At 68.5% G+C, this 24,703-nt stretch carries 24 protein-coding genes; 7 read left to right on the top strand and 17 right to left on the bottom strand.

The window, feature by feature from the left end:
- Positions 1-103: 103 nt before the first annotated feature.
- Complete coding sequence (locus IEY63_RS16185) at positions 104-1,225, top strand: HNH endonuclease (RefSeq protein WP_189070034.1); 1,122 nt, start codon at positions 104-106, stop codon at positions 1,223-1,225.
- A gap of 701 nt (positions 1,226-1,926) precedes the next feature.
- The gene (locus IEY63_RS16180) at positions 1,927-2,376 is read left to right on the top strand and encodes a hypothetical protein (protein ID WP_189070033.1); all 450 of its coding nucleotides are present in this window, start codon (positions 1,927-1,929) and stop codon (positions 2,374-2,376) included.
- 408 nt (positions 2,377-2,784) lie between these two features.
- On the opposite strand, the gene IEY63_RS16175 is transcribed toward IEY63_RS16180, so the two are convergent.
- Together IEY63_RS16175 and IEY63_RS16170 are read right to left on the bottom strand one after the other, a co-directional pair.
- A complete protein-coding gene (locus IEY63_RS16175; RefSeq protein ID WP_189070032.1) occupies positions 2,785-3,774 on the bottom strand; it encodes a hypothetical protein in 990 nt (329 codons plus the stop codon).
- Between the two features lie 70 nt (positions 3,775-3,844).
- Positions 3,845-4,066 carry a helix-turn-helix domain-containing protein gene (locus IEY63_RS16170; protein WP_189070031.1) on the bottom strand — a complete coding sequence of 74 codons (222 nt, stop codon included), beginning with the start codon at positions 4,064-4,066 and terminating at the stop codon, positions 3,845-3,847.
- A 67-nt stretch (positions 4,067-4,133) separates the two neighbouring features.
- On the opposite strand from IEY63_RS16170, the gene IEY63_RS16165 reads away from it, so the two are divergent.
- Together IEY63_RS16165 and IEY63_RS16160 are read left to right on the top strand one after the other, a co-directional pair.
- Positions 4,134-5,672: a S8 family peptidase gene (locus IEY63_RS16165; RefSeq protein WP_189070030.1), complete on the top strand. Its 1,539-nt coding sequence runs from the start codon at positions 4,134-4,136 to the stop codon at positions 5,670-5,672.
- Between the two features lie 48 nt (positions 5,673-5,720).
- Entirely contained in the window at positions 5,721-6,254 is a 534-nt protein-coding gene (locus tag IEY63_RS16160; RefSeq protein WP_189070029.1) for a hypothetical protein, read from the top strand.
- A gap of 79 nt (positions 6,255-6,333) precedes the next feature.
- On the opposite strand, the gene IEY63_RS16155 is transcribed toward IEY63_RS16160, so the two are convergent.
- The 13 genes from IEY63_RS16155 to IEY63_RS16095 all read right to left on the bottom strand — a co-directional run bounded on the left by IEY63_RS16155 (position 6,334) and on the right by IEY63_RS16095 (position 17,822).
- The gene (locus IEY63_RS16155) at positions 6,334-6,516 is read right to left on the bottom strand and encodes a hypothetical protein (RefSeq protein WP_189070028.1); all 183 of its coding nucleotides are present in this window, start codon (positions 6,514-6,516) and stop codon (positions 6,334-6,336) included.
- A gap of 55 nt (positions 6,517-6,571) precedes the next feature.
- Positions 6,572-7,078, bottom strand: a complete 507-nt coding sequence (locus tag IEY63_RS16150; RefSeq protein ID WP_229784759.1) for a hypothetical protein — start codon at positions 7,076-7,078, stop codon at positions 6,572-6,574.
- A 55-nt stretch (positions 7,079-7,133) separates the two neighbouring features.
- Positions 7,134-8,300, bottom strand: a complete 1,167-nt coding sequence (locus tag IEY63_RS16145; RefSeq protein ID WP_189070027.1) for a replication initiation protein — start codon at positions 8,298-8,300, stop codon at positions 7,134-7,136.
- Positions 8,300-9,475, bottom strand: a complete 1,176-nt coding sequence (locus IEY63_RS16140; protein WP_189070026.1) for a zinc ribbon domain-containing protein — start codon at positions 9,473-9,475, stop codon at positions 8,300-8,302. Before IEY63_RS16140 ends, IEY63_RS16145 begins: the two co-directional genes overlap by 1 nt.
- Before the next feature lie 175 nt (positions 9,476-9,650).
- Entirely contained in the window at positions 9,651-10,040 is a 390-nt protein-coding gene (locus IEY63_RS16135) for a hypothetical protein (RefSeq protein WP_189070025.1), read from the bottom strand.
- An 832-nt stretch (positions 10,041-10,872) separates the two neighbouring features.
- Positions 10,873-11,523, bottom strand: a complete 651-nt coding sequence (locus tag IEY63_RS16130; protein ID WP_189070024.1) for a hypothetical protein — start codon at positions 11,521-11,523, stop codon at positions 10,873-10,875.
- A gap of 179 nt (positions 11,524-11,702) precedes the next feature.
- Positions 11,703-12,056, bottom strand: a complete 354-nt coding sequence (locus tag IEY63_RS16125; RefSeq protein ID WP_189070023.1) for a hypothetical protein — start codon at positions 12,054-12,056, stop codon at positions 11,703-11,705.
- 242 nt (positions 12,057-12,298) lie between these two features.
- Positions 12,299-12,946 carry a hypothetical protein gene (locus IEY63_RS16120; RefSeq protein WP_189070022.1) on the bottom strand — a complete coding sequence of 216 codons (648 nt, stop codon included), beginning with the start codon at positions 12,944-12,946 and terminating at the stop codon, positions 12,299-12,301.
- A gap of 138 nt (positions 12,947-13,084) precedes the next feature.
- On the bottom strand, positions 13,085-13,729 hold the full coding sequence (locus tag IEY63_RS16115) for a hypothetical protein (protein WP_189070021.1): 645 nt from the start codon (positions 13,727-13,729) through the stop codon (positions 13,085-13,087).
- Positions 13,730-13,858: 129 nt separating this feature from the next.
- A complete protein-coding gene (locus IEY63_RS16110) occupies positions 13,859-14,368 on the bottom strand; it encodes a hypothetical protein (RefSeq protein WP_189070020.1) in 510 nt (169 codons plus the stop codon).
- 279 nt (positions 14,369-14,647) lie between these two features.
- Positions 14,648-14,968 (bottom strand): hypothetical protein, encoded by a 321-nt coding sequence (locus IEY63_RS16105; RefSeq protein ID WP_189070019.1) that lies wholly within the window; start codon positions 14,966-14,968, stop codon positions 14,648-14,650.
- Positions 14,969-15,219: 251 nt separating this feature from the next.
- Positions 15,220-15,564 (bottom strand): hypothetical protein, encoded by a 345-nt coding sequence (locus IEY63_RS16100; RefSeq protein ID WP_189070018.1) that lies wholly within the window; start codon positions 15,562-15,564, stop codon positions 15,220-15,222.
- A 2,048-nt stretch (positions 15,565-17,612) separates the two neighbouring features.
- On the bottom strand, positions 17,613-17,822 hold the full coding sequence (locus IEY63_RS16095; protein ID WP_189070017.1) for a hypothetical protein: 210 nt from the start codon (positions 17,820-17,822) through the stop codon (positions 17,613-17,615).
- A 433-nt stretch (positions 17,823-18,255) separates the two neighbouring features.
- On the opposite strand from IEY63_RS16095, the gene IEY63_RS16090 reads away from it, so the two are divergent.
- Entirely contained in the window at positions 18,256-18,912 is a 657-nt protein-coding gene (locus IEY63_RS16090) for an SMI1/KNR4 family protein (RefSeq protein WP_189070016.1), read from the top strand.
- Between the two features lie 237 nt (positions 18,913-19,149).
- Positions 19,150-19,728, top strand: coding sequence for a hypothetical protein (locus IEY63_RS16085; protein WP_189070015.1), 579 nt, complete (start codon positions 19,150-19,152; stop codon positions 19,726-19,728).
- 464 nt (positions 19,729-20,192) lie between these two features.
- Here IEY63_RS16085 and IEY63_RS16080 read toward each other — a convergent pair whose 3' ends face one another.
- Together IEY63_RS16080 and IEY63_RS16075 are read right to left on the bottom strand one after the other, a co-directional pair.
- Positions 20,193-21,008: an AAA ATPase domain-containing protein gene (locus tag IEY63_RS16080; protein ID WP_189070014.1), complete on the bottom strand. Its 816-nt coding sequence runs from the start codon at positions 21,006-21,008 to the stop codon at positions 20,193-20,195.
- Between the two features lie 299 nt (positions 21,009-21,307).
- Positions 21,308-21,775, bottom strand: coding sequence for a hypothetical protein (locus IEY63_RS16075; protein WP_189070013.1), 468 nt, complete (start codon positions 21,773-21,775; stop codon positions 21,308-21,310).
- Between the two features lie 1,341 nt (positions 21,776-23,116).
- Between IEY63_RS16075 and IEY63_RS16070 the strand changes: the two genes are divergently transcribed.
- Positions 23,117-24,508 carry a replication initiator protein A gene (locus IEY63_RS16070; RefSeq protein WP_189070012.1) on the top strand — a complete coding sequence of 464 codons (1,392 nt, stop codon included), beginning with the start codon at positions 23,117-23,119 and terminating at the stop codon, positions 24,506-24,508.
- The last annotated feature ends 195 nt before the right edge of the window (positions 24,509-24,703 follow it).

The following is a 24,703-nucleotide window of genomic DNA, read 5'->3' as shown; positions in this document are numbered from 1 at the left end:
ACCCACCGCGCCTGGAGTGACCGGGCGCGCCGCGTGTGCATGCCCGGCCGCTCGCCCGCCGGGTGTGTCCCTCCAACGCCGCCAGTCCCGCCACTGGTCGACCGTGGCTGAGGGGCGCGCGCTGCTGGCGAGCCTGCTGCGGCACGAGGCGAAAGCCAACACGTACAAGTTCGCCCTCGTCCGCGCCCTGAACGATCTCGCCCTCGACGCCCCCTGGCTCACCGACCAGGACGTCATCATCCCCGTGCGCCGCGTGGCGGAGCGCTGGCTGGTCTTCTACTGGCCGTTCGTCGGCCCACAGGAAGTCCAGCAGGGCAGCCGACCCGTCCGTGGCGGCGTACGCCGCCAGGACATGAGTTTCCGCGCGGCCCTCACGCGGTTGCGGCGGGCCTGGGAGGCGCCGCAGGTCCGCGGTCACCCGGCAGATGGCGCGCTCCTGCTCGCGGAGGTGCAGGCCGACCGTGGCCGACTGTCCCCGGAACTGCGTGCGCTCACCACGCAGGCGCTCGACGCGATCGCACTCGCCGTCCGGCAACCCCTGAAGTTCGCCGGACCGGGCGGACCGCACGGACTCTTCGGTCACGTCGCTCCGGTGGCGACCCTGCCCGGCACGCCCCTCCCTGGAGCGCAGGCGCAGGAGGCGGCGTTCGTCGTCCCAGCGGGCCTCTGGTCCGCCCTGCACGACCTGTCCCTATGGGTGGACGCCCTGTGTCTGCACGAGTGGAGTCTGTTCGTGGAACGCGTCGAGCAGACGCCCCGCGTCACCAGGGGAGAGGTGTTCACCCTGCTGACGGCGGCCCCCGAAACGCGCATTCCGCTGACGTGGGAACGCCATCAGGTGCGCCTCCTGCTGCTGGACGGGCTGCCGTTCACATGCCCGTGGACCGCCCGTCCACTCGGACCCGACGCGTTCGACCTCGATCACCTCATCCCGGTGGCGACGCATCCGATCAGCGAGCTCTGGAACCTCATCCCGAGCGACCCACGGCACAACCAGCACGTCAAGCGTGACCGGATTCCCGACGCCGGGCGCCTTACGCAGGCGCTGCCCATCCTGTCGGGAACGTACGCCACCTACGGGTCCGCCGGGGCGCTCAGCCCCGTCCTGCAACGGGACGTGACGGCCCGCTTCGGTCGGTGGCTGCCCGGTCCCCGCGAGCTCGCGCTGGAAGTGGTTCGCCTGTCCGAAGCAGTCGCGCAGGCCCGCAACGTCCCCCGGTATTGACCGCAGAGAGGGGACGAGGGGATGTCAGCGGACCGGTAGGTGCAGGCACGCGGCCCCCTTCGGTTCCCAGAGCTGGTTCAGGTCGCGCGTCCGCTCCGATCAGTGAACCCGCAGCGGCACATAGGCAGCTGCGGGTGCACTGATCGGAGCGGACGAGGTTGGTGTCCGCTGCACGTTCCCCGGCGGTCATGTTCAGGCTGACGACGTCACCCTGTTGGACGCCCCTGGGCCCACTGTTCAGCGGCCCCACGTCCGTGGTCCAGTCCCGGCGTTCCACCCAGAATGACGACCTGCCGCTCGCCACTGACGGTCATGGCAGTGGGTGGCCGGTCGTCCACAGTCGGGCCATACGTTCCTGCACACGCCCGTCCAGTTGGGTCCTCCGTGACCTCACGGCCCTGCCCGGCGTGCCGGTGACCGAATCGGCCGCGGCCGCCAGCCATGTCGACGAGCGGTCCGGCCTGCCGGACCACCGCTCACCCCTCAGCCCCAGAGGCAAATGTGCACCGCGTCCCCACGCCCACCTGCCAGACTGATCACCACATGGACAGCGAGCGCCTGAACTGCGCGGGCCCCCCACCAGACCGGACCGCGGCGCCCCACGCCGGTCACGCGCGCCCGCTCCGCCGGCCCGTCGGCGATCGGTGGCGCCAGGCTACCTCGACGCGGCGCGGCGTCCGGTGGACCGGCCGGCGGACCGGATGAAGCGTCTGCTGCTTGTCGGTCTCCTCGTGACGGCCTGCCAGCCGGTGGATACCGCCATCAAGAAGGCCAGGGGAGAGCTCATGCCCAGCCCGCAGCTCGACGCGCATATCCTGGCGCGCCTGACGCAGGCCGACTTCCTTGAGATCGACCCTGCCCGCCTGTACGGTCACAGCGGCCGCCTGTTCCTCACGACACGGCCGCGAGATGAAGTGGTGGGCATCCTCGACGGGCTCATCCGGGATCAGGTGCAGTCCCCCCGCTGGGCAGACGATTACGGGCAGGTGCACGGCACGTTCCGCGTGAAGGCCCAGCCGAGGATGATGCTGGGCCTCTCGGCCAGCTTCATTGAGGGCAAGGCACTCTCGTACGAGGATGAGAAGGACCTCTACGAAACCTACGAGACCGAGGTGCTCTACTCCGCGCCAGAACCCTGGGACGGGCCGTGAAGGCACGCACCTGGTGACGACCCCTCTGCCGGGGCTCATCCGGCCGGATCGGTCAGCCCACACCGCCCGGGTCAGGGCCGCACTCGGCGGGACGTCATGCCCAGCGGCCCATTCGGCGAGCAGCACCGCCCCTGGCTCGGCCGTCGTCCACGCCAAGGTCAGCACACGCGATCTGCCCGGCACCAGGGGCCGTCTCCGTGCCCCTGTCCAGGCTCATCAGTTCCGGCCTCGTCCACGTCTGGCCCAGTGGTGGCCAGCACGCGGTCAGAAAGAGAGCCAGGAACGCTCCACTCCACCGCTGCTCGACCGCTCTTCACCGCTCCTCTCCACGGGTGGACACCGCGCCGTGTGGTGATCTGGGCACCTGCACGGCGGAGCGGCCTGCCCCCCACGGTCACGTTGCCTGGGTCACGGTGTCGCTGGCGCCGCGTACACGTGCAGGGTTCCTTGCCCAGGCGGAACAGGCTCATCCACCAGGGTGTACCCGTCGTTGCCACCGTAAACGACACTCAGGTTCATTGTCCGGCCCGTCTGCGTCTGATAGGTCGCTGACGCCGTACCACTCGTGAAGCTCCAGTCTCCTAAGAGCTTCAGAGCCGGTCTCAGGCCGTCATCCAGGTGTTTGCGAACGACTCCGGCTGGGCCGTTCACGAGGTAGCACGCTTTACGACTACCCTCTTCAGGCGGGCGGCGGCACTCGATCTGCTCTGGGGCGCGGCCGCCATGTCCGGCGATGACGTTGGCGTCCATCCACTCGGCGTCCTTCTGGAGGCCCGGGAGCAGGTCCTGCGTGCGGTCCATCAGGTCCTGCCAGCGGGCCCACTGGCCCATGAGCAGGGCGTCCACGGCGCGGGGCACCCACGCGGACGGGCGGCGGCGGGCGGTGGTGACCTGCGACTGCAGGTCCTGCAGGGCGCGCAGCAGCGCCTCACGCTGAGGGGCGGGCGCGTCGGCGAGCGGCGTGAACGCCAGGGCGTCGCGCCCCTCGTGCCGCGCGGCGACCGACGCCTGCGCCTGCTGCTCGGCGCGGGCGAACTGCACGAAGTCTTCGGGACTCGGCAGGCGACTGAGGGCCGGTCGGTGCAGGCGCAGCGCGCGGGCCTCATCCTCACGGACCTCCCGGAGCCGCTCAAGGAGCCGCGTGGCGTCGGTGTCCGGCAGTGGCGCGGCCGCGCCGACAGGGTTGACCTCCAGCACCCACTCGAACTGGGGTTCCTGCGCGCGGAGCTGCTCACCGATCTGCTGCGGCGTGCCCCGGTACCCGTGGAGGTCCAGTGCGGCCGTCTCACTGAGGCGCAGCGCCTCCAGCTGATCCAGCAGCGTGAACTCCTGCTGACGCCACTGTTCGAGCTGACCCTCAAGCTGTTCTTCCTGCCCCCCCGGCGGGGGCTCTGTCACCTGCGTCCCGGGTGAGGGCGGGCATCTGATCTGCTGATCCGGGGACGGGCACTCACCCGGGACCCGGCCGTCAGGGGAGGAGGTCGCGGACATCGACCTGCAGCGCCCCCGCGAGGCGGTACAGGGTGGAGAGCCGGAGGTCTTTGCGCCCGTTTTCGATCATTCCCACGTACGCCCGGTGCATGCCGGCCTGATCGGCGAAATCGTCCTGATTGAGTTTCAGCGCCTCCCGGTAGTGCCGGACGCGCGCACCGACCTGCTGGAGAAGTTCGTCCGGTACCGCAGCACTCATCCCTGTACGTTCCCGTGACGCGCTCAAAAGTGCGACTTGTGAAAGAAAGACTTGCTATAAGTAGAGCGTGCGCCTTCGACTGATTTCCCTCGCCCTGACAGGGGTTTTTGCCCTCACAGCCTGCGGTGGCGGCACCACGACGCCCCCCAACTCCGACCCGCCCAAGCCGCCCACCCCGGGCATCAGCGACACGTACCTGCCCAAAGCCGGCTTCTGGGACGGCCAGACCGCCCAGGGCCCCTGGTGCAAATCGGCCGGCGCCCAGTCGCTCGGCGCGCAGGCCGCCGTGACCCTCAACGCCCAGCAGGTGCAGGCGATGTACCGCACGCCCACGCCCGGCATGCGCGCCCTGAGCGGCCTCAGTCCTGACCTTCAGGGTCTCGGCGCGCAGCGTGTGGCGCCACGTGGCCTGGCCCTGCTGCTCCCCACCGGCGCACCCGCCGACCAGGGCCTGAGCGCCCTGAACAGCGCCGGCGTGCAGATCAACGACACCTTCGGCGGCTACTGGCTCACCGCCGACCTCAGCCCCGCCCAGGCCAGCACCCTGATCAAGCAGGGCCTCATCCAGTACGCCGAGCCACTCCAGACCCGCACGGCAGTGGGCCTGCCCACGCCCACCGACGCGAACCTCATCAACCAGGACACGTACCTGCCGATGATGAACACCCAGGCCGCGTGGAGCCAGCTCGAACCCGGCTGCGCGCACCCGGTCATCGCCGTGATCGACACCGGCTGGAACGGCTCCACCACCCAGGCGGAATACAACCTCGTGCCCAAGAGCAGTTGGTACAACGCGGCCACCCACACCGCGGGAGACGCCGCGCCGAATGTAAGCGGCAATTTCGCCGATCACGGGACCGCCGTCGCGGGCGTCATCGCCCTGACCACCAACGGGTACGGCGACGGCGCGGGCATCGGGTACAACCTGCTCAAGGTGCAGCCCATCAATGGCACGACCAGCACGGGCGACTTCTCCGACAGCTCCACCGCCAAGGCGCTCATGTACGCCATGGGCAGCGTCACGGTCAACGGGCAGACCGTGGTCAACCCCTACCCGGCGAACATCATCAACACCAGCTGGGGCACGGACGCCACGCTCAGTCCCCCGCAGTTCCTCCAGTCGTACTTCGATTACGCCGCGCAGCGGGGGATCGTCGTGGTGGCCGCCGTCGGGAATGAACTCGTCCACGGCACAACCGACACGGCTGGGCTGAACCACTCCATCGGGGCGGCGGGTGTGATGTTCAACGGGGAACGCTGGGTGGATCCCTACCGGGCGGGGAAGGGCAGCAACTACGGGCCGGGTGTGGACGTCGCGGCGCCTGCGATGGCGGTGCCGACCATCACCAAGGACGGCCCGTCGTACTGGAGCGGCACGAGCATGTCGTCGCCATGGGTGGCCGCGCAGATCGGCCTGTGGATGTACGCCAATCAGCAGTACGCGGGCAGCAAGACGCTGAAGCTCACCGGGGACGCGCTGTACGACAAGCTCTCCGCGTGCTTCGCGGCGACCGGCAGCACCCGCGGCGTGAAAGATGAATTCCTGGGGTACGGGAAGCTCGACACAGCCCGCCTGGTCTCACCCACCGAAACCGCCTGCCGCTGAATCGGCAGCGCCCCGCACTGAAGCCCCGACTCACCCCTGGAGGATGACATGTTGAAACGAAACCTGATGATGATGGCCGCGCTGACCAGCGTGGCGGGCGCGCAGACGACCGTGACAAGCGACGATGGTGTGTACCAGTTGCTCGGCTGTAGCGTGCAGAGCAAGCAGGTGGTGTGTGACGTCACCTTCGCGCTGACCAAGGAGGGCGTCACCAGCAAGTACTTTGACGACGTCACCGTATTTGGCGTCGACGGCACGCTCAAGGCGCCGGAAGTCATCTCGTTCGGTGGGACCTTCCGGGGCACCTCCATGCGGGTCGGCGGGAACGTCTACACAGGCATTCCGGTCCGGTTGTCGATCGTCACGGAACTGCCGGTCACCACCACGGTGGTGCGGGCCCTGGTGCTTGACCGCAGCGGGCAGGTGCGGTGGGACAACATCCCAGTCCGCGGCGCGACCGCCGCGGCGCCCACGCCCGTGCCCGCTGCAGTGAACATCGCCGGGAACTGGACGGCCACGTTGACCAACTGCACCACCACCACGCCCGGCGTCGTGGTGTGCACCGCAACGCTGCGCAAATAACCACTGGCCTTCAAGGGGAGCCCGCGCGCCAGAGCGCCGGCTCCCGCTTTGTGCAGGTGTCGGAACGCAAAATGAAGCTCTATTCCGCCGCGGCCTCATCCGCATCGGGCAGTGTCTCTAAGGGGGGCACCGCCGCGCTCTCCTGCACGTCCTGCGGCCCGTCGGCCCGGCCGCTGGCTGGCGTGAGCAGCGGAGCGTCACGGCGCATTTCGGTCCTCAGGAGCTCGATCAGGGCCGCGTTCGCGGCGTCGTGTCCGGACATGATCCGTTGATCGTGACACGTTACCGGCCGCGTGTCGTCCGAAGGTGACGTGTGCCTACAGGTGAACCGGTAACACGCCCCATGCTCCACCGAACATCACCGATGCCCGGCCGGTCAGCACGCCGTCCGCCCACCCTGCCGTGACCAGCACATGCTGCTCGTCGAACAGGCCGCTCGCGGCGCCCTGCTCGAACCACGCGAGGTCCTCCTCGAGGGTGGGCAGGGTGCTGTCGGCTCGGGCGACCCAGTGGCCCACCCAGTCGACCTGACCTCGGTACAGGGTGTACATGGCGTCGCTCCACCCGAGGACGTACCGCTCGTCCGGTTCGAGCAGTGTGCCGCCCCAGTGGGGGAGGGCGGGGGGCGTGACCACCGTGACATGCAGGGTGCCGGCGCGCGCCTCACCGAACAGCAGGCCGCCCCGCACGCGTCCCCTATGGTGCAGCTGAACGCCCAGCGTGCGGCGCGCCTCCGCGGTGAACGACACCTGCTGCAGTGGTGTGGGATCAGGGGTTGATAAGGGCGTGGTCGTCACGCCCAGCAGACGGCTCAGCGCGCGCATGGGCAACCTCCAAGGATTGCGCCCCGCCCGCAGGCGGGAGGAAGGGTATGAGGGATCACGAGGTGCGGCCCATTCGGCGGCTCAGCCACCGCCGCGCCTGCGCGGCACTTGAACACCGGCCCAGGTCGATCAGGTCCGCCTCGCTGAGGTGACCGTCCAGGTACGCCTGCACCGCCTGATCCCGCACGCGGTGAGCGGCGACGCTGCGGGTGAGACGCCAGCCGAGCAGCGCCGCCGCGTCCTGCGCGGTGCGGTACGTGCCAGGAGAGCGTGACGGGGGCCGCGTGAAGACGGGATGCCGGCAGATATCTGTGAGTGCCGCCTCGTCAGGCCCCGGGGCACCGCTGTCAAGAGGACCCCTGACGAGGCGGCCTGGGGCGGCCCATTGAACGCTGACGCTGCCCGGCTCGGCCGCCCCAGCTGAGAAGTGGTACTCGATGCTCGGTGATGCGCCAGCACCGCGCTGCGTGACGCTGGACACGGCACCGGCGCGATGTAGGGCGGCGTGCACAGGGGACAGGATCCGCAAGACCTGCGCCGCGTCCACGCGCAGCCCGAGCAGCTCGGCCCAACCGGGCAGGGGCGCGCGGTAGGTCGCCGCAAGCGTGCCGCCTGGCAGGACGCGCGCCTGGGCCAGCGCCACGTACACGTGCCGCGCCAGGGGCGACCTGAGGCGAGTCAGCACCGTCGGGTCAAGCCCCGCGAACAGGCCCGCCTCGACCGCCTGCAGGACAACGGCGCCGAACTGCAGGTGGACCTGCGTGCCTACCTCCCACCGGCCGAAGGACGCCCCAGCCTGCGCCGTGCCACTCACCCTGAGCGGCGTCATCAACCGGTGCTGCGTCACCTGCCAGGGCTGCGGGACGTGACCGGACCGGACCTCGAGCACCTCGAACGTGCTGCCGCTCAGGCGGCGGAGGCTGGCCTGCACCGCCGCGATCCCGCGCGCACCCGGCGGCAGGCAGCTGCGCGTGACCAGCTCGGCGACCGTGAGACGCACGGGGTCACCCAGCCGCTCCTGGTCCGCCGCGCTGAGCAGCCCGAGGAGCACATCAACGTCGCGCCCGTGCGGGACCACCTCACCGGGCGCGGCCGTGCACGTGACCTGCGCCACGTCGAGATCCGGTCCGCGCACCACCCGCACCCACCGCCGCGTGGACGTGCGCTGCACGCACAGCAGCAGGTGCCGGTGCCCGGCCAGCGCCAACCTGGCCGGCCCCATCACCGCCGGCCGAGGCCCGGAAAGTGATAGGCGTCGGCCCACTCGGCAAAATCATCCCGCGCCGGACGGCGCGGCTGACCAGAGGCGCGCCACCGACCCGTCCGCAGGTGCACCCCGCCCTTGAGGCCGCGCGCGAGCACATTGAGGGCCCCGACCTCGTGCGCGTTGCGCTGCAGGCCGCAGGCTGGGCAGCGGAAGATGTCACGGTCGCGCTCGCCTCGGGTCTCGCAATCGGGGCACGTCGTGGAACTGTGGTGCGCATCCACGCGCGTAAACGGGATGCCTGCCGCGTTGGCGTACTGGCTCAGATGGCTGTAAAACGCGTCCTGCAGGGCCAGCTGGCGACTCCGGGCAATATATTTGGTGGACATGCCCCGGTGCTCCAGGACCTCCGCGTAGATGTGACTGGCGTGACCGATCAGGTACGCCACGACCACCTCGGAATCCTCACGCCCCTGGGCGTACTGCAGGATCTCGTGGAGCTCACGCTCCGCCGAGGACAGCGACCGCGTAGGCAGCCGCACCAGTGGCGAGAGGTGATAGTGCCTGACCTGACCGTCCTCTCGGGCCACCACCGTGTGGGGCTGCAGGCCGACGTCGAGGCCCATGGCCGCCTCCCGGCGCGGCGGGAACACGCCAGTGAAGGCCGCTCGAAACGCGAGCGTCAAAAATACATCCGGCTCGGCCCGTTTGGGCAGCGACTTGATCTGCACGACGGTCTGGTCCGGCATCCAGCAGGACACGAACTGCGCACTCTCCTGTGCCGCAGCGACCAGCTGACCTGGCTGACGGCCCTGCTGTACAGCGCGGCGCAGGCCCTCAAGGGCACTGGTGGCCGACGTCCGCAGTGTGGCGCGGAGTTCGGCGATGCCGGGGTACTGCGTGAATGGGTTGGCACGCACGACCGCGTGATAGGCCGGCGAGGGAAGCGCGTACAGCTTGGCCTGGACCGGCAGGCCCCCGATGACGCACGCCACATCAGAGAGGATCTCGATCGGCGCATCCGCGGCCAACACGTAGAGTTCAGCGTCGGTGAGGCCCTTGATGGGATTATCGGACTCAGGTGCGCGGTCGATCGGGATGAGTTGGCCCTGTGCGATGAGCTGGCGGACGGCGGGGTAAGAGACCGTTGAGATCTGGATGTTGTGCTGATCTGGATACATACGACGTGACATGGGAATCTCCAAAGCAAAGCGTCCGCTCACAGCGGACGGAAGAGGCGGAATGATGATGTGAGCCAGGGCGCGAACGGGGCCCTGCTGCCTTGATCAGGCCGGCGACGCCGGCCTGACATCACGGGAAAGACCTGCCTTGAACAGTGGTGGATTGAATGCGGGATCCTCGCCGTGCTCAGTCCCCGCCGGGCAGAGGCATGACCGGCTGACCCAGCAGGGTGACCTCGCTCAGCCAGCGCTGCGCTCGGCACCGCCAGGCCGAGCCGGGCCCACCGAAGAGTGACCACCACAGCACCACCGTCAACGTCAGGTCGAGAGTCGCCGCCTCAGGCTGCAGAGCTGATGCCACGAGGATGACCAGGCTGAGCACGGCATTGACCCACATCAGGGCCACCTGCAGGAACGGGCTGGCCCTGATCACCGGCGCGACGGCACCGCCCAACAGGACAGAGAGCAGCACTACGCTGGCCGTTGCCACAAGGCCAAAGTCCCGGGCGTACTCGATCAGTTGAGCGGCCAAAGCCACCGAGAGCCAGGTTCGCGCGAACATTTGATCATCACGCATGGCACACCTCCAGCAACGTGCTCAACAAGAGGCGTGAGGAGACTGACAAGATGTGGTCATCCATGTGCGCTGTTCAGGCGGGGCGTGCCGCCAGGCCGCGCCGCCCACACGCCCAAGGCAACCCCGCGGGACACTGCGCGTGTAAACGCACCTGTAGACAAGGTGCACAAACCTCGAGATACGCGGACGATCTGCCGAGCTTGCCATCCGTGAAGCTCCACGTCCCGCCAAAGTTGGTGTTGGCGGACTTGCAGTGCCCGTTGGCGTCCACGTCACCGAACTTGCGGGACACAGGACCCCATGGAGCTTGGTGGTCCTGGCTTCGGTGACGGGGGCGGCCTGGGGGCAGTGTTCGTCATGTTGATCTCCTGGCTGGGCGCTCGTCTGACCTGGGCGGACCTGGTCATTCGGGTTTGCAGCCTCGAACCGTGCGTTGGTTCTTGCCTTCTTTCCGTGGTGACCCGTGCCCCCAGAGGGGGCCGGTGTCACCCACTGCCGTTCAGCCGTTTGTGCGGTGACTGAGCCGTGGTTGTTCAGGCCAGCTCGAACCTCCGCTTCGCTTCTTGCCTTCCTTCGTGGTGACTGGGCAGGGTCCCCAGCGGCGCGTGGGTCAGCATCGCCGCGAGGTAGAGGGGCCTGGTTGAGTCGTGGGGTCCAGCAAATCGGGGAAGGATGCGCCAATCCGGGAGCCGCTGCATTCACAGGGACCGGCACGGGGATTCAAGCTCTTGCGGCCGCGCCTGACCTTCTCTCTGGGGTCTTACCGTTCCCGCTGGCCGGGCGTGGCCCCGCAGGGGTCTGCCCGGCCTCCACCCACGCAGGCTGAGCCGCGTCAGGTGAGCCGGGCACTCACGTACAAGCCGGACACGGCCCGCAGTTCCCCGAGCAGGCGGACGTGCATGCCGATCAGGATCACCCGGTCACCCGGCGCGGCCAGCGTGGTCAGCGCCGCCAGGTCCCGCCGGTGCGCGGCGCGCGTGTCACTGGCCAGCAGCACCGCCGGACCCAGCCGCCGCGCGTGCGTGCCCTCCGGCGGCAGGCAGAAGACACTCACGGCCGTGGTTTCACTCAGCGGTGACCGGGTCGCCCATTCGGTGAGGTCCGCCGCGCTGCCGGTCATGACGCGCGCGTGCACGCCCCGCCCGTGCAACTCCGCATGCGCGGCCCGCAGGGTCTGCACCGGCACCTCGCCCGGCCCGCTCAGCGCGGCATGCAGGTGCGGCATGCTCGCCAGGAACGCCGCCTGCGCCGCCCGGTCCGCGCCGAGATCCAGCGCGGAGAAATCGAAGGGCTGACCCTCCGCGGCTGCCGGGACGTCCAGGCGGCGCAGCTGGGCGTACGTGTCCGGCTGGACGCGCACCTCGTACGGCACGCCATTCACCTCCATCACCTGCGCGCCCTGCACGCCGAGACGCTCGAGGTCCCAGCTCAGGTTACGCAGCCAATACTCCGTGTGCTTGTCGTACTCGTCCGACGCGCTCATCTCGTCGTACGCCGCGCGGGCCAGGATCAGTTTCGCCGTGAGCTCCGCCAGGTTCGGCGCGTCCGCGCCAGGTTCGGCGCGTCCGCGCCAGGCTGTGGGTTCAGTGCCGTCAGGTCATTCAGGGTCATGCCCGCCCGGCCCGGCGGCCGCGTGCCGTCAGGCCGCGCCGCCCCCGCCGGTCAGCGGCGCGCGTGGCTGATCAGCACCCGCACGGCCAGCGCCGCCGCGCCCACCAGCAGGGCCAGCAGCACCGGCTGGTCCGCCTCCAGGGCCCGGCTCAGGTCGAAGGCACTGATGCCGATCCACCAGGCCAGCAGGAGCGTGCTGGTGCTGCGCAGCCGATCGAGCCGCCAGGTGCCCAGCGCGAGCAGCAATGCCGCCAGTTGAATGCCGATGCTTGCCGCGGGTGTGATCAGGTGATTGAGACGCAACATCGCTCCAGCGATGAATACCACGGCGGCCACCGCGCCGCCCACCCGGCTGAGGCGGTCCGGTGGAGCGCCGCCGGCTTGAGTCTGCATGGGGCGGGTCATGCCCCGGAGTACGGGCGTGACCGCCCCCGGGTTCCCGCACACCGCCCCAAGAGACGCGCCTATATATATGGTGTACGTTCACGGGCCTCCCCGAGAGAACGGGTCATCCCACGTGCGTATATATAAGGTGGAGGTTCACGGGAAACCCGAGCGGCCCGCCAGCTTCCACGCGCCTATATATAAGGTGTACTTCCACGGGAAACAGGCCCCACCCCCCGTGCGGGGAGTGGAGCCTGCGCGCCTCAGCGGGCGAGGTCCATCAGGACGTCCGGCGTGACACCCGGCGCGGGGAACGCGGCGACGCTCTGCCCGAACTGCCCCGGCCAGCTGATCTCCACCAGGCCCTGGAAGCGGCCCGTCACGTACACGTACCGGCGGTGCACCGTCCAGCGGTCGTCGTTCAGGATCTCCAGCCCCGCACTCGGCAGGGTCCGCAGCGCCTCGGCATGCATCACCGACTCGGGCGTGCTCAGGTCCACCTTGATGGTCAGCTGCCCCCCGTCGGTCTCGCTGATGTTCACCGTCTCCACGTGCGGGCTGACCGCGGTCAGGCGGACGTAGATCTCCTCCTGCACCGCGTCCCACAGTTCAGGCACGACCGACTTGAGGTGAATGTGTGCGACGTACCCGCGCGCGGTGAGCCGCACGAAATCCGGCGTGTGGTCCCGGTCGGCGCATTTCGGCTGTCCGGCGGTCAGGCCCATCAGGCCCAGCAGTGGCCCGCCGACCAGGCCGTTCGCGTGACCGGTGACGGATTTGACGGCTTCGGTGATCACGTGGCGCAGGCCGGTGAGGACCCCTCCGCCGACGGGCAGGCTGCTGTTCCCGGCTGGCAGGACGGCGGCGATGGGGGCGGGGGCAGTGGTGGTCAGGGGGGCGGCGTGGGTCATGCGGGTCTCCAGTGCCGCGGCGGCGGCGGGGCAGGGCGGGGCGGGGGGGAGGTGAACGCCAGGCGGGGGGCGCCCGTCTGCCGGGTGGTCCTGGCGGTCCCTGCGCCCCCGCCAGGGGGCCGGACCGCCCCGCGCCCTTCAGCCGGGCAGGGCCAGGCGGCGTTTGAGGTTCGCGTACGCGTCCCCGCGCAGGTACTCGTCCAGGTCCAGGTCGTGCAGCAGCCCCCGGATGGCGGGCGCCTCGATCACCTCCCCGACGACCCAGTCAGCCGGTTCGGGCAGGACCTGCGCGGGCACCGACAGGCGGACCTGCACGTCCTCCCGGGCGAACATCGCCTCCAGCAGCGCCTGCCCCGCCTGAAGGGCCGCGCGGGTGGGAAACAACAGGTACCCCTGCTGGTGCTCGACGTGATGCCGGACCGTCACCTCCAGCTTCCACGCGGGCGGGCAGGTCGCGCCGCCTGGCCGGCGGGCGGTCATGGCCACGCGCAGCATCCGTTCAAGCGTGCCCGGCCGGGCGGTGGTGCTGAACAGCAGCGACCAGTCCCGCCCGGCGATTTCATGCAGGTCCCCATCCACCTGCGTGACGTACACCGCGCCCGTCTCCGCGTTGTGCGGCACGAGCAGGGCCACGTCACCCGCGGCGCGGCGCATGACCTCGGCGACATGCGTGGGGTTCCGCAGGGCGGCGATGGCCGCTTCGAGCTGCGCGGTCCGCTCGGGTGGCGTGGGCGGACGGAAGCAGGCATCGAAGGGCGCATCGGGCTGTTCGGCGGTGGTCATGCCCGCCGTCCTGGCGGCCCGTGCGCCCGCAGGGGGCCGGGCCGCCCGTGCCGTGCGCGCTTCCGGGATGGGCATGGCGACGCCCCCGGTGCCGCGAGGGTACCAGGGGCGTCATGGAATCCGGCAGGTTTAGAAGGGGGCCACCGCATCCACGGGCGTATCGACGGACGTGCCGACGACCTCGGTGGCGTTCTTGTCCTTGGGGGGCAGCAGGACGATGTTCAGGTCCGTGGGGATGGCGTCGACCGCGAGGCGGTACGCGCCGCCGTTCTTGCTGCGGAAGGCGCTGCCGATGATCGTCCAGCGCTTCTTCTTCTCGCTGTCCCGGGTGGTGAACTCCACCACCTGGAAGGCGACGAGGCGCGGTTCGGTGATGGTGAAGGTCTCCCCCTTGCCACCGGCGAAGATCATCAGGCTGCTGTCCACGCCGAGCATGGGGATGGCGGACAGACGGACGTTCATGCCGACCTTGCCGTCCTTGAAGGACCACGCGCCGCCGATGTTGGTGTTGGCGGACTTGCGGTGACCAGCAGCGTCGGCTTCACCGTAGCGGCGGGAGACGGCGACCCCGTGGGGCTTGTTGGCGGCAGCGCTGAGGGCGGCGGTGGTGCTGGTGGTCTGGGGGGCAATTGTCGTCATGATGAGCTCCTTGCTGGGCGCGTGTGTGTGCCCTGGGCCTGCCCGGTCGTCCGGGGTTCAGCCCTGCGAACCTTCGCTGGGGTTCTTGCCGTCCGTTCCTGGTGACCCGCGCCCCCGGAGGGGGCCGGAGTCACCCTGTGCCCTTGACCTGGTGATGTACACCTGGCGGCTCGGGCCTGCTTCGTCCGGTCGGCGTGAACCTCTGCTGGGGTTCTTGCCTTCCGGTCCTGGTGACCCGCGCCCCCCTCGTGGGGGCCGGTGTCACCCCGCGCTGTTCACTCAGGTCCGGGCTGGCCGCGCGGTGATCATCCGCAGTGGCACCCCGTCCGGGATCACCACGTCGAACCACCCGCTGGCGGGGAACGCCTCGAACGTCAGCACCACCGCCCGCAGCCCAGGGACCAGCACCCCCGAGCCCAGCCGGCCCAGCTCACCGCGCAGCTGCACCCGGACCGGCAGGTGACCCGACACGCCCGCCGGCAGGAACACGCCCACGCGCCCCACCCCCGGCCGGTCCCAGCAGTGCACCCGGAACCCGAACGGCCGCGCCCACCCCAACCCCAGGGGGCGGTACCCGCCACGTGAGGTCAGCAGGGTCACGTTCACCGCCGCGGTCGACGGGACGTCCACTGCACCCGGCGCCGCAGTCGATGGGACGTCCATCACCGCAGTCGATGGGACGTCCACCGCACCCGGCGCCACGACCGCACGAGCAGGTGGCCGCTCGCGCGCGCCGGATGTCGAGGAGGCAGGCGCGGCACCTGCGCAGGTCAATGCCCCGCCACCCGGAACAGTCCGCGCGCCGAAAGGTGCCCGCGGCAGGTTGAGGTGGGTCGTCTTGCTGTTCGGGGTCATGCGGTCGCCCGGGTGCGGTAGGGGAGGATGACCAGCTTCGCTTCACCGGCCGGGAGTTGCGTCGTGATGGTGATCACCAACGCCTTGCCGTGCTTCGACACCCACGCCTCCCCCACGTCGTACCAGTCCGTGCCGCCATCCCGCCGGGGGCGGGTGACCAGCACCCGGAGTTTCGTGTTCGGTGCGTACGTCCCGGCGGTCATCACCAGCAGGCTCGTCACGTGCCCCGGCAGGCCACCGGGGAACTTCAGGTTCCACCCGTCAGCTCTCGAGTGCGGGACAGCTTCGCCTGCCTCCCGCCAGGCGCCGTTGCGTTTGATCAGGACAGGTGGGTGGGACATGCCCGCCCGCCACCGCGCGCCGCGGTTCCGTCAGGAACCCTGGCGCGCGCCTGACCCTGCATCAGCGCCGCGTCACCTGGTCACGCAGACCCGGCCCACCTCACCCGACCGGCAGGGACGACCGGCCCGTGACGACCCGCCGCAGGGGGCGCACAGGCAAGCTGGGTGAACAGCACACGCAAGACACCGGGCCAGGTGAACGGCACATGGGCAGGTCAGGTGGACGGCACACGCAAGGCACCGGGCCGGGTGAAGGGCACACAGGTACGCCAGGAGAACGGCACACGAGCACGCCGGGTGGACGATCACGCAGGCAGGTCAGGCGAACGGCACACGGAAGACACTGGCCCGGGTGGGCCGTGTACGAGAAGCGCCGGGTGTCAGGTCACGCGAACGCAGAGGGTGCGCCCGTCACTTCCGGGTGAGCGTGGCCCCGCAGGGGTCCGCCTCACCCCGACCGGACCTGCCGGTGACATCTGGTGATGAGGGTGACGTCACCTTTCGCCGGGGCGTCAGGGCCTGACGGGAGGCGACGCGTGCCCCGCCATTCGTCGAACTCCGATCGGCGGCGAACGCCAAAGCGGCAGGCGGGCCGACCGCCACACCGGCCGTGACCCCAGGGCGCACCGCGCTGCACCTCCGGGTGAGCGTGGCCCCGCAGGGGTCCGCCTCACCCCGATCACCCCCGCCGTCCACCAGCGACCACACCCGACGTGGCCCGCCGCCGTGACGCCAGTCAGGTCCACGGCGCTGCATCACCGCCCCCACCCGACGTCACGACACGCGGCCCGCCCGCCGTCGACCGCACGGCACGCGCCGCCCCTGACGGCTGGTCGTGGCCCCGCAGGGGTCCGGCCAGCCCGAAAAATCCATACAGTATGCAGGGCCACCATACGACCCGGGATATGGAAAGATGAGGACCGCCGCGGCCTGAAGCGCCCGCAACGCTGTCCAGGCGGGGGAAAAAGGGGCAAAAAGGACGGCGTAAAAGGGCCTTTTGTGGGGAAATCCTGCCTAGGACTGTAGGAGTTTTGCAATTTTTTCATCGGGAAAAACGCCGTAAAATGCCCCTCCGTAGCGTAAGGGTTGGGGGCTTTCATGAGGTTGGCGACTTGTCAAAGGGTGAGGTCACATGGGTGCCTGGCCTGGCAATTGCCAAGGGGGCATTTTCAGGTTTTTACGCCCAACCTGTCTAGATGACTTTCGTGAGGCACCCACCCTTCACCTGCAACACCGCGCCTTCACCCACCTCGCGCGAACGCCCGGACGTCACCTCACGCGCGCACCGACCCCCGCCGCCGAAAAAAAATTCAACGCCACCCGACCTCACGACACACCACTGACCCCCGAGGCGAGTGATGAAGTTCAGCGGTCACCCCTCGATCACGCACCCACTGACCAGGTGACCTGACCCCAGCGTCGAGGTGCGTCGCTGGAAAAAAAGTTGAGGTGGGCTGACCTCACGACACATCACTGGCCTACGAGCTGGGTCATGCCGTTGGGTGGTCGGGCCTTGATCACACACACGCCGACCGGGTGACCTGACCCCAGCTTCGAGATGCGTCGCCGGAAAAAATGCTGACGCCTCTGGACCTCATGACACACCATCGGCCCAGGGCGCGAGTGATGAAGTTCAGCGGTCACCCCTCGATCACGTACCCACTGACCGGGTGACCTGACCCAGGTTCGAGACGCGTCGCCGGAAAAATGTTGACGCCACCTGACCTCACGACACACCACTGGCCCCCGACGCGAGTGATGAAGTTCAGCAGTCACCCCTCGATCACGCACCCACTGACCGGGTGACCTGATCCCAGCTTCGAGGTGCGTCGCCGGAAAAAAGTGGAGGTGGGCTGACCTCACGACACACCACGGGCCTACGAGCTGGGTCATGACGTTGGGTGGTCGGGCCCTGATCACACACACGCCGACCGGGTGACCCGAGCCCAGGTTCCAGGCGCGTCGCCAAAAAAATTCAACGCCACTCGAGCTCACGACACACCACCAACCCCCAAGGCGAGTGGTGACGTCGGGTGGTCGCCACCGGGTCACACCCAACATGACCGGCTGACCTGGGCTGTAAGGTCAAGGCCTGCCGTTGATGCGGAGCGGTGCGGATTGACCGGATGACGAACGATCACGTGGCCGCCTGGGCGGCGCAGCATCAAGGCCTCACCACTGACGAACACCTGCGCGCGTGATCTGCGGCCCGCACAGTGGACGGGCCGGTTGAACGTGTTGGTCTGCTCGTCGCCCATGATCATTCAGGTTGGGCCGTCATCACGGTGGCCTTTCACGGGTGGAAGAAGCCGTGAGGGTCACAGCCCCAGTGCTCTGCGGTCGCGGTGACCCGCGAGTGGTGAGTGCTGGTCGGACGTGCCCCGCGCAGCTGGAATGACCGCAAAGTCGGTGCGGCGGTTCACGGCGCTTGCACTCGTGCGGAAGTCGACCTCACACCGTGAAGCCGAGTGGACAGCGGCGACCTGGTGTGATCGGCAGGGCTCACCAGGTGTCGTGCCCTTCTGATCCTCCTGCCTCTCGGCGGCCACCGTGACCTGCGCCCGGGGACGTGACGCGTCGAGCCGAACCTGCGGGCGAGCCCCAGCCTCAACGCTGCCTTCCTACGGGAGCTCGTGTGTGACGACCCCGAGTGTAGCCGACCCCCTTTACCCGAACCGGGAGAATAGGTCCATGCCCCACCACCCTGACCCAGTGCATACGGTCCTGTCCTGGCTGCGGGGCGCGCAACCGGACCTGCCGCTGCCCGCCCCTGATGACCTGACGCCTCTGTTCCACGAACTCGAACGTGACCTTGGCCTCACCGTACCGGCAGACGTCAAGCATTATTTCCACCTGCTCAACCCGTACCTCGCGTCACGCGAGCATGGGCTGTACGACGGGCTGACCGCCTTGCCCCTGGCGGGGGCGCTCAGGGAACGCGCCGCTTTCAGCCGCCCGGACAGCTTCCTCCTGAGTTCAGTGTGCCCGGCCGTGGAAGCGGTCGATCCGCCGGGCACCGTGAGGCCCGTGGGGTTCGACGTGGGCTGGTTGCCGGTGGCGCATGATCACAGTGGCGCGTACCTCGCGGTGGACCTGCATCCGGACGCGGCGGGGCAGGTGGGGCAGGTGGTGAACTTCGGCGGGCGTGAGCGGACCCGGTTCGTGCTCGCGTCTTCCATCACGGCGTTCTTCGCGGACCTCATTCGCAACGTCGCGGCTGGCCGCGCGGCGCAGGACGGGGACGCCGGGGTTGTGGAGGTGCGCTTCACCGACCCGGAGGTCACGCACCCACTGGACCTGTGTGAGCAGGACGGGGCGGCTGCCCTACGCCCGGCGGGCGGCGTGTGACCTCCCGCTGGGGAGTGACCTGTCGGGCAGGGTGTGATCCTGGGGGGCGATGGGCAGGCGGTGATGATGGGTCACCGCGTCTTACTGATGCCGGGTGGCGACGGGCGTGTCCCGCCTGCGGTGAGTTCGGGACGGGTGATCATCACCGGGTCACCTGACCTGAGCTGTGACACGCACGGCCTCCCCTGGACGTGCCTGGCGGGTGAGCACGCGGTGAGGGCGCGTACACTGAAGCGGATGTCGCTCAGTGCCCAACCGTTTGCCGCCACCACCACCGAACCCCTGATCCCCCTCATGATGAACCGGTACGGGTGGACGGCCCGCGTCTGCCGGGACCGCATCACCGTCTTGCGGCAGACGGTCCTCAAGCACAAACGCGACGGGTTCACCCAGCCCGGCAAGGTCTGGATGGTCACCGCGTACGCCTGGTCGACCGTGCAGTCGTACCTGGATGGGTACGACGCGGACCGCTGGCTGACCTTCCGCGCGTACCTCACCGACCAGTACGGCGCGGATGAGCAGCCGCCGGAACTGGCGGACGTGATCGAGGAACTCCGCAGCACGCACGCCGCGCAGGTGAAAGTGAACGAGCAGCTGCTGGAGATCAACCGGAACTTCCAGGAGACCCTGGAGGGCGTGACCCGGCGGTTGGGGGTCATCGAGAACCTGCTGCGGGCACTGCCGGAGGAGATCGACGCGGCCCTCGATGAACGCCGCGCGGCGGGCGACAAGCGCGGCGAGTCGACGCGCGATGTGGTTGAAGACGTCCGTGATGGCCTGCGCCTGATCGGGCAGGCGCTCTCCAATAGGTCGTGATCTTCTGACCCCCTGGACGCGCCGCGCCTGGACATCAGGTGCGGCGTTCACGTTCAGGTGTGGCGAGTGGGGAGGAGCTGGGTGGGTGGTCGCCGGTCCGTGGGCGTGCACTGGGGTTCGTCAAGTTTGGGGGAAACAACTGCGCGCGGGTCACCGATGTTGATGACGCGCCGCATGTGAGTGCGGGTGTGTGCCGCGCCACTTCAGTGTCGTGCGCTGCGGGCTGGTGTGTTGGCTCCCGTAGGCCGGGGCAGGCGTCGCTGCTGGGTGGGGCGGATCAGACGGGTATGGTCACGGTGACGCGGGGCGGGCACGGGTAGGTGACGCGGACATTCCATGATGACCGGTGAGACGGCTGGCGCGTTGACGTGGGTGATCCTCAGGGGCCGCGCCGCACCTCACCTGCGTCCGGGCACGGACAACCCCCGCCGGGTGGCGGGGGCAGGGGAGAGGGTGCGGTGGGGTCAGAAGCGCATGTTCGGCCAGTCGCCCACGTGCAGGCCCCGCGCGGGCAGGCCGGTCAGGCAATCGTCCACCGCGCGGCTGACATCAGTGTGCACCACGAACCGGCCGATGCCGCGCACTTCGACCGCCACGTCGAACGTCGCCGGGTTCAGACGCTGGCGGTTCAGGCCCACCTCGCGGATGTCACCCAGCACCGGCCAGAACACCGGGCTGCGGACGACATCGTTCAGGGTGTACCCGTGGCAGGTGGCGATCATGCCCACCCCGCGCGCTTTGGTGGAGGCGATCGCGTCCGCGTCGCCGTGATGGCCGATCTCGTCCACGGCCATGTAGCGGGGGCTGTGGTTCGCGTACGCCTGGCGGATCAGTTCCCCCTGCTCGCGCTTGTTCGTCACGAGGATCCGGCGGGTGGGGTACGTCGCCCAGTGGCTGATGAGGCCCGACCCGGTGATTTCGCTGCTGGTGTCCACGATGACGACGCTGCTGCCGTACCGCTGCGCGAGGTGGCGGATGATCTCGCGCAGGAGGGTCGTCTTCCCGAAGCCGGGCGGGCCGATCAGGAGGATGCCCTTGGCGTGCAGGATGTGCGGGAGGAGGGTGTCGGCTGCCCCGAGGACGTGCTTGGCGATGCGGATGGTGATGCCGCCGATGGTGTTGTTCAGGCCTGGGACTTTGCTGATGCGGTGCAGCGTGCCGTCGAGGCCCGTGCGGTTGTCGTCACGGAAGCCGCTGAAGGCACTGACGATGGACGTGAGTTCCGTGTCGGTGACTTTGAACGGGAGGGTGACTTCCCGCCCGCGCATGGTGAGGATCACGTACGTGTTCTTGTCGATGCGGATCTCTTCGATCTCCCCTTGGGAGGCGCCGCACTGATGAATATTGCGAGGGGCAGTAGGCCGAGGTATGGGGAAGAGACACGGCTTGAACTTCAGATTCCGTGCAAAACCCCGGGTCATTGCGGTGGGGGAGGTGCTGTGCCGCATCTGGACTGATCCCCCGAGAGTCGCCACACCCTCAGCGTGCCGCAGTACCGCGACATCTGATGACGTGTGGGCCTGTCAGGTGCTCATGACCACTGTTGGGCCAGTGGAGCCCTTGGACGCACAACCACGCGTCAGGTCGGCTGTGACCGGCGGATGACGAGCCTGTGCCCGGCGAGGCGCTCGGTGGCCCAGTCGAGGTCCGCCTCCGACGCGTAGCTCCCGCCCTGCATGGCGCCCAACAGCCCCCGCAGCAACTCGCCCCACCCGTCAGGCCCGTGGACCGCCAGGTACTCGAGTGGGGTCTCCTCGCGGTCAGGCAGCCGCGTCGTCAGCCAGACGCGCCGGCGATCCGACCCGAACAGGGCGCCCACGAGCTCATGGGCGCGGCGCAGGCGCGCCACGTCCCGCTGTGTGGGCGCGATGCGGGCCAGCAGCGTGCCCGCATCGGAGTCCCCACCCACCCAGTCAAGCGGAAGGTCGGACACGCTGGCTGGCCGTTGCCGTTCAAACATCGGCGTCACTTTGCCGATTGTGACGGCAGCGTCGGCGGCGATCCCGGTGGTCTCCAGGGTATTTGGGTAGGCGTCTAATCTGGGCATCTCAACGTCCTCCAAGTCGTCGCGCACGGTGATCGCGCTTGAGACCATGCTGCTTGGTCACGGCGCCGTAGGCCGTGAGGGATGTCACATGCCCGGTATCCCCATGACAGGTCATGTTCATACGCGACGACACCGACATGGGTGCCCGGAATTTCAACCTCAGGAGACGCACGACAGGGCGAACGACACGAGGACGAGCTCCAGGTACCGAATCGGCCATAGGTACACAGGATACGGCCCCGGGCGACTCTGAAGGGCTCAGGTGCCAGCGGGGGCTCGGTCACGCTCGGCCGGCGCCGACCTGCTGACCCACCTGAGACACACCTGTGGGGTTGTCAGATACGATGTGCCCCGCGCTGGCGGCCGAATGGCACCAGCTCAACTGCGGTCGGCACGGAAAAGTAATCTGAAGAGCGGAGCGCCAACGTACCCGGTCATCAGCTGCACGATCGGTGACAGGTGGCTACCGACTTGCGCGAAGAAGTGCGGCGGGTTTTGGCGCGGCACTCGGTGCCTCCGGCAGGGGCTGTGGTCGAGGGTGAACTGGGACAGCGGACTCTCCGCTCAACGACATACCTGAGTGATTCGGGCAACGTGCCGACGACACACCTGAGCGAAATGGCACTGATCGAGTGATTCTCGTTCCGGGCGTGCTGTGATCGCACAAAAATGAGGCTCAGGGGCGCTCTTCAAGCATCTCCCGGCGGGCATGCTCGTGGGGATAATGACGTACTACGCCTGCTGTAAAGCGCCGTGGACGCAGTGTGCTGGATGGTTGAGGACGCGTTTGCTCAGCAGCTGGAACGCCGCTGGTCAGGCCAGCGGCGTTCCGGATCGCTCAGGTGTGTCGTCAGCGGGTCAGGGGTACAGGAGATGGCTCCGTACAGCGCGGTCACGCCACAGGTGCAGTGGTCCGCTGCCCAGCTTCCGGGCAGCGGCGTTGCCTGAGACACACCTGTGGGATTTCGCCTGCTTGCCTGAGACACACCTGTGGGGTTCACTGAGACACACCTGTGGGATGGCCCTCATTTGCCCTGAGACAGACCTGTGGGATGACAGGAAAACCCCACAGGTGTGTCACAGGACGCTCCTGAGACACGCTTGTGGAAGCGCCTGAGACACACCTGTGGGGTTGTGATCCGCTGGAGAGACACACCTGTGGGATTCGGTGCGCCTGCCTGAGACATACCTGTGTGATTCACTGAGACACACCTGTGGGGTTGAGATCAAAAACAGCGTGCAGAAGGACACACCTCGCTGGTCTTTGGTGGTGTTTTTTCACCATATCTTTTCAGAATCTTCTGTCCAGAAGAAGTATGTTGATCAACAGCAGAGACCCCCATGATCAAACCACGCCGCAACAGCTTCGACGATCTCAACTGGGGACGGCTGAACCTGATCTCCGCTCAGGATCAGATCGGGGAGCTGAACACCTGGAAGGTCACCTACCCCTACGGTGAACGCATGGTCCGCGTCTCCTGCCGGGCGCTTCCGGAGCTCGGCGTGCCGCACGGCATCGATAACGACGTCAGCAGCGCCCTGATCGATTATTACCTGAGCCTCGGCATGCCCGACGACGGTGAGATGACCCTGGCGGTCTCGGACCTGATGCAGATCGCGGGGTTCCACCGAAACGGCAAGTACCGCGAGATGCTGATGACCAGCCTTGACCGGCTGCATACGACGTCGTACGAGATCGCCGGAGGCTGGCGGGACCACCCGAACCGCCGTTGGACGACTGCCCGCTTCCATTTCATTGAGCTGCTCGAGTACACGCACCAGGGACAGTCGGGACAGTTCGACGACCGCAGTACGCTGCGGGTGCGTCTGGCCGAGCCGCTCGTGGCGTCCCTGCGGAGCGGGTTCACGAAACCGCTGAACATCGAGCTCATGCAGTCGCTCTCCCGCCCACGGACGCGGATCATCTTCCGGCTGCTCGACGCGATGCGGTACAACCCGGAAGATCCGGATGACGTCGTGGACGAGTTCGACGTGGGGTTGATCGAATGGGCGGACCTGTGCAAGCTGCCTTCAGCCCGGCCCGATTCGATCCGGCGGGCCCTGGAGGGACCGCACGAGGAACTCGTCCGCCGCGGGTACCTGCGGGCCGTGTCGGTCGAGGGCCGCGGCCGCGCGCAGCGGCTGCGGTTTCAGTTCGCGTCGGAGTTCACGCCCGTCAGCCCGGCGCTGCTCAACCGCCTGCGGGGCCACGGCGTTACGGACGGCGTGTCGCGGCAACTCGCGCGGCAGTACACGCAGTCGGTGCTGCTCAGCCGTATCGACCAGTTTGAGCGCCTCCTGCGCAGTGGTCAGCTCACCGTGCGCAAGACGGCCGCACACGCGCTCGTGCACCTGATTCGCAATCCGGATCAGTACCCTGATTCCGTTCCAGTGACTGGTCGCGCCACGACCGCGCCGCCTCAGGTGAAGGTGCGGCTGGCTGCTCCGGACCCGGTGCTGCCGACTTGGAGTGAAGAACTGTCTGGCTTGACGCCGGACGAGGCGGCCACGTTCACGGTCAAGCGCGTGAGCCTGCTTTTCTCGAAGCGGTTCACGTTGATTGAACTCGACCAGTTGCGGCACGAGGTGATGAGAGGCCGGCTCGACCCGGCGCACCTGCTCACGGAAGCGCATCTCCGCCTGGCGCGGATTGAGGCGCAGCAGTTCGTCGATGATCTCAAGGCGCACCTGCAGCGACTTGCCAGCGCGCGGCCGGTGGATGAGCTGGCCTGAGACATACCTGTGGGATTCGCCCGGCAGAGCGGTGCTTGAACGGCGCCGCGGGTAGAGGGCCTGAACGGGGGGCCCGCCGCGTGCGCGCCGTCCCCGCCAGAACGCTGGGCGCGGCTGGGCTGCGCAGGAGCCCGCCACCGGGCTGCCGGTCGCCAAGCCAGTGCAGCTGCAGGGTAGGCCCCCTGACGCCGGTTG

Origin of the sequence: Deinococcus radiotolerans, assembly GCF_014647435.1 — a bacterium.
In the GTDB taxonomy this organism is placed as follows: domain Bacteria; phylum Deinococcota; class Deinococci; order Deinococcales; family Deinococcaceae; genus Deinococcus; species Deinococcus radiotolerans.
This window is presented reverse-complemented; position numbering and strand designations above follow the sequence as displayed.